This is a genomic window from Pseudomonas sp. GM24 (assembly GCF_000282235.1).
Taxonomy (GTDB): domain Bacteria; phylum Pseudomonadota; class Gammaproteobacteria; order Pseudomonadales; family Pseudomonadaceae; genus Aquipseudomonas.
Genome location: NZ_AKJR01000252.1, coordinates 1 through 9,718, shown reverse-complemented (window position 1 = coordinate 9,718; position 9,718 = coordinate 1). Strand labels below are relative to the sequence as shown.

Annotated in this window: 11 protein-coding genes; 5 read left to right on the top strand and 6 right to left on the bottom strand. The window is 60.5% G+C overall.

The features are described 5' to 3' along the window. Positions 1 to 92: 92 nt before the first annotated feature. The 4 genes from paoC to PMI23_RS25465 form a co-directional block, all read right to left on the bottom strand. Positions 93 to 2,291: an aldehyde oxidoreductase molybdenum-binding subunit PaoC gene (gene paoC / locus PMI23_RS25480; protein ID WP_007918838.1), complete on the bottom strand. Its 2,199-nt coding sequence runs from the start codon at positions 2,289 to 2,291 to the stop codon at positions 93 to 95. Next, on the bottom strand, positions 2,288 to 3,244 hold the full coding sequence (locus tag PMI23_RS25475) for an FAD binding domain-containing protein (RefSeq protein ID WP_007918836.1): 957 nt from the start codon (positions 3,242 to 3,244) through the stop codon (positions 2,288 to 2,290). Before PMI23_RS25475 ends, paoC begins: the two co-directional genes overlap by 4 nt. Beyond that, entirely contained in the window at positions 3,241 to 3,864 is a 624-nt protein-coding gene (gene paoA / locus PMI23_RS25470) for an aldehyde dehydrogenase iron-sulfur subunit PaoA (protein WP_007918834.1), read from the bottom strand. Before paoA ends, PMI23_RS25475 begins: the two co-directional genes overlap by 4 nt. A 356-nt stretch (positions 3,865 to 4,220) precedes the next feature. Then, entirely contained in the window at positions 4,221 to 5,975 is a 1,755-nt protein-coding gene (locus tag PMI23_RS25465; protein ID WP_007950206.1) for an L-lactate permease, read from the bottom strand. A 243-nt stretch (positions 5,976 to 6,218) separates the two neighbouring features. Here PMI23_RS25465 and PMI23_RS25460 point away from each other — a divergent pair, with 243 nt between their 5' ends. Further along, the gene (locus tag PMI23_RS25460) at positions 6,219 to 6,422 is read left to right on the top strand and encodes a hypothetical protein (protein WP_007918829.1); all 204 of its coding nucleotides are present in this window, start codon (positions 6,219 to 6,221) and stop codon (positions 6,420 to 6,422) included. A gap of 56 nt (positions 6,423 to 6,478) precedes the next feature. On the opposite strand, the gene PMI23_RS25455 is transcribed toward PMI23_RS25460, so the two are convergent. Continuing rightward, positions 6,479 to 6,757: a hypothetical protein gene (locus PMI23_RS25455; RefSeq protein ID WP_007918828.1), complete on the bottom strand. Its 279-nt coding sequence runs from the start codon at positions 6,755 to 6,757 to the stop codon at positions 6,479 to 6,481. 70 nt (positions 6,758 to 6,827) lie between these two features. Between PMI23_RS25455 and PMI23_RS29815 the strand changes: the two genes are divergently transcribed. From PMI23_RS29815 to PMI23_RS25445, 3 genes are read left to right on the top strand one after another with little or no spacing between them, the layout of a single operon-like run. Then, positions 6,828 to 7,013, top strand: a complete 186-nt coding sequence (locus PMI23_RS29815) for a hypothetical protein (protein WP_141232675.1) — start codon at positions 6,828 to 6,830, stop codon at positions 7,011 to 7,013. A gap of 50 nt (positions 7,014 to 7,063) precedes the next feature. After that, the gene (locus PMI23_RS25450; RefSeq protein WP_007918827.1) at positions 7,064 to 8,146 is read left to right on the top strand and encodes a hypothetical protein; all 1,083 of its coding nucleotides are present in this window, start codon (positions 7,064 to 7,066) and stop codon (positions 8,144 to 8,146) included. 2 nt (positions 8,147 to 8,148) lie between these two features. Next, positions 8,149 to 8,502, top strand: coding sequence for a DUF1428 domain-containing protein (locus tag PMI23_RS25445; protein WP_007918826.1), 354 nt, complete (start codon positions 8,149 to 8,151; stop codon positions 8,500 to 8,502). A 215-nt stretch (positions 8,503 to 8,717) separates the two neighbouring features. Here PMI23_RS25445 and PMI23_RS25440 read toward each other — a convergent pair whose 3' ends face one another. Next, entirely contained in the window at positions 8,718 to 8,912 is a 195-nt protein-coding gene (locus tag PMI23_RS25440) for a hypothetical protein (protein ID WP_007918825.1), read from the bottom strand. 106 nt (positions 8,913 to 9,018) lie between these two features. Here PMI23_RS25440 and thpR point away from each other — a divergent pair, with 106 nt between their 5' ends. After that, entirely contained in the window at positions 9,019 to 9,540 is a 522-nt protein-coding gene (thpR, locus tag PMI23_RS25435) for an RNA 2',3'-cyclic phosphodiesterase (RefSeq protein ID WP_007918823.1), read from the top strand. Positions 9,541 to 9,718 lie beyond the last annotated feature (178 nt).

Genomic DNA, 9,718 nt, shown 5'->3' with positions numbered 1-9,718 from the left:
AGACGTTCACGTCGGTGCAGCCCTCAAATATCCCCGAATCGGTCCCCTCTTCCTTTGGGAGAGGGCTAGGGTGAGGGGCTTTTTCAGGTCATTCAGATCATCTCCGGCAACGACGACAAGATCTTGTCCAGCGTAATCGGATACTCCCGCACCCTAGCCCCCGTGGCGTTGTAAATCGCATTCGCCACCGCTGCACTGACCCCGCAAATCCCCAACTCACCAACCCCCTTGGCCTTCATCGGCGAAGACACCGGATCAGTCTCATCAAGGAAAATCACCTCCTGATGCGGAATATCGGCATGCACCGGCACTTCATACCCGGCCAGATCATGGTTGACGAAAAACCCCAGCTTCTTGTCCACCGCCAACTCTTCCATCAACGCCGCACCGACGCCCATGGTCATCGCGCCAATCACCTGACTGCGCGCCGCTTTCGGGTTGAGAATCCGCCCGGCCGCACACACTGCCAACATCCGGCGGACACGCACTTCACCGGTCGCGGCATCCACCGCAACCTCAACGAAGTGCGCACCAAACGTCGATTGCTGATACTGCTTGGCAAGGTCGCCGAATTCGATGCTGTCCTCGGCCACGATAACGCCATTTTGCGCCGCATTGCGCAGCGGCACGTGCTTGTCGCCAACCCGCACCTGACCGTCGACAAACTCCGCCTGATCCACCGCCATGCCCAACGTGCCCGCCACCGCTTCACGCAGCTTCATGCACGCGGCATATACCCCGGCGGTCGAGCAGTTGGCGCCGAACTGTCCGCCGGAACCTGCCGACACTGGAAAGCTCGAATCGCCCAGATGCACGCTCACATCCTTCAAACCAACACCCATCATCTCAGCGGCTGTTTGCGCGATGATCGTGTAACTGCCAGTGCCGATATCCGTCATGTCAGTCTCAACGGTGATTTTGCCGTCACGCTCCAGCCGCACCCGCGCGCCCGACTTGACCAGCAGGTTGTTGCGGATCGCCGCTGCCACGCCCATTCCGATCAACCAGCGACCTTCACGCCGTGTTCGCGGTTGCGCATTACGCTTGTCCCAACCGAACTTCTCCGCGCCGGTTTGCAGGCATTCGATCAGGCGCCGCTGCGAGAATGGCCGCTCGGTTTTCACCGGGTCGACCTGGGTGTCGTTGAGAATGCGGAACTGGACCGGATCAAGCTTTAGCTGCTCGGCCATCTCGTCCATGGCGATTTCCAGCACCATCAGCCCCGGCGTTTCACCAGGTGCACGCATGGCGTTGCCTTCGGGCAGATCCAGCGGCGCGAGGCGCATGCTCACTAGTCGATTTTCAGCGGCGTATAACAACTGACTCGGTTGCGCCGCGACCTCGACCTTGCCTTCAGCCAAGTTGCCCGACCAGCCTTCGTGGGCGATCGCGGTGAGTTTGCCGTCCGCTGTCGCGCCCAGGCGAATGCGCTGAATCGTCGCCGGGCGGTGGGTGGTGTTGTTGGCGATCTGCGGGCGGGCGAGGGCGACTTTCACCGGTCTGCCAGCCATGCGCGCACCGAGGGCGGCAAGAATCGCATCGGCGCGAATGAACAACTTGCCGCCGAAACCTCCACCAATGTACGGCGAAATCAGCCGGACTTTTTCTTTAGGCAAACCAAGCGTAGTGGCGATGTCGTCGACGCTCCAGGCGATCATCTGGTTCGATGTCCACAAGGTCAGTTGATCGCCTTTCCAAGCCGCTAACGTGGCGTGCGGCTCCATCATCGCGTGGGACTGATCCGGCGTGGTGTACGTCTGATCGAACTGCACCGGCGCGGCGGCGAATGCCTTGGCGAAATCACCGTGGCTGACGTCGGGCAATTCGTCTTTCGGCTCGACGCCTTGGTCGCGCACGCTGGCGAGATCGAATTCGCCTTTGGCCGCGACGTAGTCGACCTTGACCATTTGCGCAGCGGCGCGCGCCTGTTCAAAGGTCTCGGCAACCACCAGCGCAACCGCCTGGTGGTAGTGCTGAATCTCCGGCCCGGCCAACAAATGCGCGGCGTTGTATTGGCCTTTGCCGAGTTTGCCGGCGTTGGCGGCGGTGACGATGGCCAGCACACCTGGCGCGGCTTTCGCCTGTTCAAGATCGATATTGTTGATGCGCCCCTTGGCGATGGCCGAGCCGACCATAAAGCCGTAAGCCTGATTGGCCACCGCTTCATGCTGCTCATAGGCGTAAGGCGCCTGACCGCAGGTTTTCAACGGCCCTTCGATGCGGTCGGTGGGCTGGCCGACGACCTTCAACTGGTCGATCGGGTTGGTGGTGGCGGGCGTGTCGAATTTCATGCTTCATCCCTCGCTTGCGCCAACACCGAACCGAGCGTGCGCTCGACCAGGGTCAGTTTGAATTGGTTGTCGTGGGTCGGCGTGGCGCCGTCCAGCAGGCGTGCGCTGACGGCTTTGGCGCCTTGGGGCAGCAACGCTTCGGCGGCTTCAACCCGCCATGGTTTCGGCGCGATACCGCCGACGGCGATGCGGCCGCTGCCGTCCTTTTGCAGGATCAGGCCGACCGAGACCAGCGCGAACGCATAGGACGAGCGATCTCGCACCTTGTGATAAACGTGGGTGCCGCCGACGGGCGCGGGCAGTGTCACCGAGGTGATCAACTCGCCAGGCGTCAGGCTGGTTTCGATGTTCGGCGTGGTGCCCGGCAATTGATGAAAATCGGCCATGGCGATGCTGCGTGTCGTGCCATCGGGTTTCACCGTTTCAATCTGCGCATCGAGGGCACGCATGGCAATCGCCATATCACTCGGGTGTGTGGCGATGCACGCGTCGCTGACGCCGATAATCCCCAGTTGCCGACTGATCCCGCCGATCGCTGCGCAACCACTGCCGGGTTGGCGTTTGTTGCAGGCCTGATTCGTATCGTAAAAGTACGGACAGCGCGTGCGTTGCAGCAGGTTGCCGGCAGTGGTCGCCATGTTGCGCAACTGCCCGGAAGCCCCGGCGAGCAACGCGCGGGAGAGCAGGGCGTAGTCTTTGCGGATGCGCGCATCGGCAGCCAGATCGGTGTTGCGCACCAGTGCGCCGATGCGCAATCCGCCTTCGGGGGTGGCTTCGATCTGATCCAGGCCGAGGTGATTGACGTCGATCAGATGCAGCGGGGTTTCGATGTCGAGCTTCATCAAATCCAGCAGGTTGGTGCCACCAGCGATGAAGCGTGCGCCTTCGACCTGTAACGCTTGCGCAGCGGCAGCGGCGGGGGAGTCGGCGCGGCTGTAATTGAACGGTCTCATGCCGGCACCTCTGCGACTTCAGTGATCGCTTCAATGATGTTCGAGTAAGCCCCGCAGCGGCAGATATTGCCGCTCATGCGCTCCTGGAACTCACTGGCGATCAGTTGCGGTTGCTCGGTCAGGCTGGGGCTGACGTGGCTGGGAATGCCGTCGCGGATCTCTTTGATCACCGCCACCGCCGAACAGATCTGGCCTGGCGTGCAATAACCGCACTGATAGCCGTCATGCTTGATGAACGCGGCCTGCATCGGGTGCAGATTGTCGGGCATGCCGAGGCCTTCGATGGTGGTGATCTCACTGCCTTCATGCATCACCGCCAGGGTCAGGCAAGAATTGATGCGTCGACCATCGGCGATCACCGTGCAGGCGCCGCACTGGCCGTGGTCGCAACCTTTTTTACTGCCGGTCAAGTGCAGATGCTCGCGCAGGGCATCGAGCAGGGTGGTGCGGGTGTCGACGTCAAGCGCACGCGGCTTGCCGTTGACGTTGATCGTCACTTTGCTCATGGCCGGTTGCTCCAGATTGGCCGCGTAGGCCTTGAGGCTGATAAACGGCGGCATCGCGAAGGCGGTGGCGGTCACGGCGCCGAGGATCAGAAATCCGCGTCGGGAAATCGTCATGGTTCGATTCCTTTTCTCTCTTCATCAGGGCAGCAGGGTCGTGGATGGCCCAAGCGGGCAGCCAGCGTCATCGCCGGTCTCGTTAAGGAGTGACTGTCGGGAAGAGGAAAAGGTTTTGTCGGATTTTCGCTATAGAGTTATGCGTGTGGCTCATTAATCGACGGTACGACACAATCCACTGTAGGCCTTCGCCTGCTCGCGATGGCGTCTTGTCCGTCAACATGAGTGTTGAATGTCAGTGCCTCATCGCTGGCAAGCCAGCTCCCACAGGTTTCGATGTTGTGAACGAAATTTTGTTTACAGCATGAGTTCCTGTGGGAGCTGGCTTGCCAGCGATGGGGCCAGATCATCCAGTCTCAATGCCCGCCGACCACCATCGAGGTAAACGGCGCCACATACGCCTGCAATGTCACCAGCCCGCCGACCAGAATTGCCAGCACGATCGAGTGGAAGAACACGTAGCGCAGAATCTCGCCCTCATGCCCATACCAGCGGGTCGCGGTGGAGGCGACCACGATCGATTGCGCATCGACCATTTTGCCCATCACCCCGCCAGAGCTGTTGGCCGCCGCCATCAACACCGGACTGATCCCGAGCTGTTCCGAAGTCACCCGCTGCAAGCCGCCAAACAATACGTTTGACGCTGTATCGGAGCCGGTCAACGCCACACCCAGCCAACCGAGCAGCGTGCCGAACATCGGATAGAAAATCCCCGTCGCGGCAAACGCCAGACCCATGGTCGCGTCGAGTCCGGAGTAGCGCGTGAGAAACCCCAGCGCCAGCATCGCCGCAATGGTGATCAGCGAAAACCGCACCACCCACAATGTGCGCAGGTATTGCTTGATCAGTTGCGGAATCGAATAGCCCATCAGCAAACCGCCGACAATCGCCGCCAGCAAGATCCCGCTGCCGGTAGCGGTGAGCCAGGTGAATTTGTACACCGCTTCTTCGGCCTTCGGTGCCGCGACCACCGGCGGGACTTTTTCGATTTGCAGGTGCAGCGTGGTGAAGGTCACCGCCGGGGCGAAAATCGGGTTGGCCTCGCGCAGCGGTTTGCCGGCGGGATCAAGCTTGGCCGACTGGGTTACCGGATCAATCGCCGGCCGGGTGTCGAACATATTCTTGAAGCCCTGCGTGCCCCAGGCAAACACAAACACGGTGAGGATGATCCACGGCATCCACGCGCGCATCACCGCCGGCCGCGCCTGATCGCTGAACGCGGCGCTGGCAGTGATTTTTTCTTCATCGACTTTGGAGTTGTCTACGCGCCCCGAAAGCGCAGCGGAGGTGTGAATGGTCGCCGGTTTCCACACCTTTAAAAACAGCGTCAGACAGGCCATGGAAATCAGCGCGGCGATCACGTCCACCAGCATTGGCCCGTGGTAGTTCGACACCAGAAATTGCGGGATCGCGAAGCTCACCCCGGCCACCAGTATCGCCGGCCAGATCTCGAGCATCTTGCGCCACCCGGCGAATGCCCAGATCAACCAGAACGGCACCAGCACCGAGAAAAACGGCAACTGCCGACCGACCATCATCGAAAGCTCCATTTCATCCAGCCCGGTGACTTTGGCCAGTGTGATGATCGGCGTACCTAGTGCGCCAAAAGCCACGGGCGCGGTGTTGGCGATCAGTGCCAAGCCGGATGCGGCCAGCGGCGAAAAGCCGAGGCCGATCAGAATCGCCCCAGTCACCGCCACTGGCGTGCCGAATCCCGCCGCACCTTCGAAAAATGCACCGAAGCAGAACGCAATCAGCAGCAACTGCAAACGTCGATCATCAGTGATGCGCGCAAGTGAGTCCTGCAGCACTTTGAACGAGCCGTTCTCGGTGGTCAGGCGATGCAGAAAGATGATGTTGAGGACGATCCAGCCGATCGGCAATAAGCCATTGGCCGCGCCAAACAACGCCGCAGAGCCAGCCATGCTCGCCGGCATGCCGAAGGCAAAAATCGATATGAGAAGGGCGGAAGCCAGCGCCAATAACGCTGCCAGATGCGCCTTGACGTGGAAAAACGCCAGTGCCGCTAGCATCACCACCACCGGTACGGCGGCCATGAGCGTGGAGATCACCGGGTTGCCGAACGGGTCGTAAATTTGCTGCCAGACCATGGTCCACCTCTGCTTGTTGTTATTGAGGGCGCAGATCCATTGCGTGGGGCTAGGTTGCAAGCAGTATAGGTGGCATTTCGCCGCCGCTCGGGCAGCGCGTACGGGGCGACAAACGGTCGCTAGTGGCCAGTGAATCAACGGCGTTTTGCCCGGTCGTATCTGCGGCTGCGCGCACCGCGTCCTGATGGCGCGGGCAGCGTCGCCGACTCCGTCGTCAAGACCTTGGTTTTAGGGAAGTATTGAATGAAGCGCGCTACAACGATGCTGCTGACCGTGACCGCCGCCGTATTGCTCGGCGGCTGTGTCGCGGATTTTGATGATGACCACCGCCATGGCCGGCATTACGACCGCGATCATGGCCGCAATTACGACCATGACCGGCGCTGGGATGACCGCGATGATCGCCGCGACGGGCGTCGTTACTATCGTGATCGGGATGATGACTGATTGAACGCAAGAGGGCGTCCCGCGATGGGACGCCCTCTTTGTTTAGCCCTCGATACTCAAGAAAAGTGAGCGCTCGCCCGGACGCTGGATCGCGCAGGCACGGAGGCCTCGATGTCCAGCAAATGGGTGGCGAGAATGTCGCTCAGAAAACGGAATTGATCGTTGATGCCGACCACTTCATTGCTGAAGTGATTGGTCGCAGCGGGCATCAACAGATCTTCGAAATCTTCGTTGAACACCAGTGCCTGCGCTTTGTGCGACACGGCGTGCTGGTCGTAATAGTTGCTGCCGAACACCGGGAAACTCACGGAGAGTGTGACGTGGGTGTGAATCATGTTGTGAACTCCTCGCTGTGTTTCGGATGGCTCAATCGTGCCTTTGATGGGCGGTGGGCGGAAGGCAATCGTGGCGATGGTGAATATCGATGGCAGTGATGGTTGGGGTTTTTTGGGTGTTGCTGATGGCCTCATCGCTGGCAAGCCAGCTCCCACAGGTTCTGAGGTGATCACAAAATCTGCGGCCGCTGGAAATCCTTGTGGGAGCTGGCTTGCCAGCGATGAGGCCGGTACTTCCAACATCAGGCTCAATTGACCCACCTATACTCAAATCTGCATCCCACTCATCTCAAGGACACCGCTACCGTGAACCCGCGTGCGCTGTTCGTCGCCGCACTGTTGTTGCTGGCCGGCTGCGCCACCTCGGCGCGGGCCCCGGTGTCAGCGCCGCAGGCCGTGGTGGTGTCGCCTGCCACCTGGCAGCAGATCGACCGGGAAATCGTCAGCGCCTCGCAGCAGTCCACCGAGCAAGTAAAAGTCTTCGCCCGTGGCTCGATGGAACATTGGCGCACTCGGGTCTATCAGCAAACTGAAGAAAATTTCATCCCGTGGTTCAGCAGCTACTGGACCCAGGAATGGCTGTCGATGAAAGTCAGTTGGTACACGATCAATGCCGGCGGCGAGCAAGATGCGTCGGCCAAGCGCTTGGCGGCGTATCTGCTTGAGCAATATCAGGAAAGGGTGCTGGCGCCGGTGGCGGTGGAGATCGATCCGGATGCGATTCTTGGTCAGGCCACGGCGTTCTATGCGCAGTTGATGGCGCAGCAGATGCCGCTCATCGCCCAACGTCATGGTGTGCCCGTTGGTCAGCTCAATGGACGTTTGCAGAAAGTCCCGGCCATTGCGCTTGGCCCGCCACCGGCGCGGGATGCCTCGCTGTTTCAGGTCATCAGCACCGAGCCGCTGAATACGCTGCCGGCCTACGCTGCGCTGATCGACAAGATCCACACTGAGGGCGGCGCAAAGGGGATTGCCTCGACCGATGCCGGCATGGCCCCGGTGGCCAAGCGCGCCAGTCAGCGGATGGAAGCGGAAATGGCCCCGCGTGGGGCTGCCAGCGCAGTCGCAGCAGCGGCTGGAAAACTGGCTGGCGGACTGATTTCGGTCGGTGTGGCCGGCATTCGCGCGATCATTCAGGCCAATGACCGCCCTGACAGCGAAGCGCTGATCCGCAGCAGTCTGGGCAGCACCTTCGACAAGGCCTGGATGAAACTGGTGCAGAACCCGACGACTGGCGTCATGGCCGGCACGTTGCACATGGCCGGGCAGGTCGAGCGCAATCTGGGTGGGGGCGATGAGCCGTCGGTCGGCTTCGGCGTGAATCCTGTCGAATGGCAGCCACCGCAATCGACTAACCAGCAGATCGAAACCAACATGCAAGGAGAGTGATCATGGCTTACATCGATATTTTTGTCGCACCGGTGCCGAGCGCCAATCGTGAGCAGTACAAAAAACACTGTGAAATCGCGGCGAAACTGTTCAAGGAATACGGCGCACAGGACGTGGTTCAGTGCTGGGGCGATGACGTGCCGGAGGGCAAGGTCACGTCATTCCCGATGGCGGTAAAGCTCAAGGAAGGCGAAACAGTTTCATCTGGCTGGCTGATCTGGCCGGACAAAGCCACCCGCGATGCCGGCATGGCAAAAATGATGGACGACCCGCGCATGCAACCGGACGTCAATCCGATGGGGTTCGATGGCCAACGCATGATCTTTGGTGGTTTCAAGAACATTCTTGAATCCTGAGGCCTGCGCAAAATCTCTTGTAGGCTTTCGTCTACTCGCGATGGCGCCCGTACATTCAAAATCATCATTGCCTGACCTACCGCTATCGCTGGCAAGCCAGCTCCCACAGGTTTTGTGTGAAACCAGCAATGGTGGGCGCACCGCACGACCCTGTGGGAGCTGGCTTGGCAGACCTGCCGCTATCGCGAGCAGGCGAAGGCCTACAGGTACTGTGTTCACTCGGGTGAGGGGGTGATGCGGCAGCTTTTGCGCTCGCGAATCTGTTCGTCAGTGGGCCGCTCGCGGACGAACTCGAAACGCGGCTCACCCTCGCTGTAATGCACCAGCCAGCCCCATTCCAGCTCCTTTTCATCCTGCCCGGGATGCGGTGGTCGCGCCCACCACGGTTCTTTGCTGAGGATCTCGCGCATGGCGCCCTCCGTTGATGGCAATCCTTGAACTATAGCTTCCCGTGACGAGTCGTCAGTTCAGGCTGTGTAGAATCCGGCGGATCAGGATAAACAGGGGAGCAGGGCCATGACCGATGAAGCGAAGCGACTGTTTTTCGCCCTCGATTGCCCGCCGGCGCAACGCAAGGCGATCGCTCAGTGGCGCGGGGAGTTGGGGTTGCGCACCGGTAAGCCGGTGCCGGCGGACAATTTTCACCTGACGCTGCTGTTTCTCGGCGCGGTGCCATTGGCGCAGATCAACGACGTCTGCGAGGCGGCTGGACAAGTGCGCACGCCGGGAGAGGCGTTGAAGATTTCGTTGAACCACTTGCAGGTCTGGCATCGCGCCGGGGTGTTGTCGCTGGCGCCGGAGCAGGCTCCGCAGGCGTTGCTGCGCTTGGTCTACGCGCTGGAGCAGGCGATGTTGCCGTTTGGCTTTGAAGAGACGTCTCGCGAGTTTCGCCCGCACCTGACGTTGGCTAGAGACTACCGTGCGCCGGAGCCGGAATCCGCTACGCCACCGGAGTTTTTCCTGCGTGCCGAACGCTTCGCCCTGTTCGAATCGCACAAGGGGCGCTATCGGATCCTGCAAGATTGGTCGCTGATGTGAGCGCACAAAAAAAGGCGCCCGAAGGCGCCTGAGAATTCACCTGAGCCGAGGGAGCCAGGTGAGGCCGTTCATAGCAGGGTGCAGCGGTGGTAAGGCGCTGCGTGAACGGGAAATCATTGAATTATTTAAGCTAAGAAATCCTGGGCCTGGCACTGTCTGAATGTGATCACAAAACCCT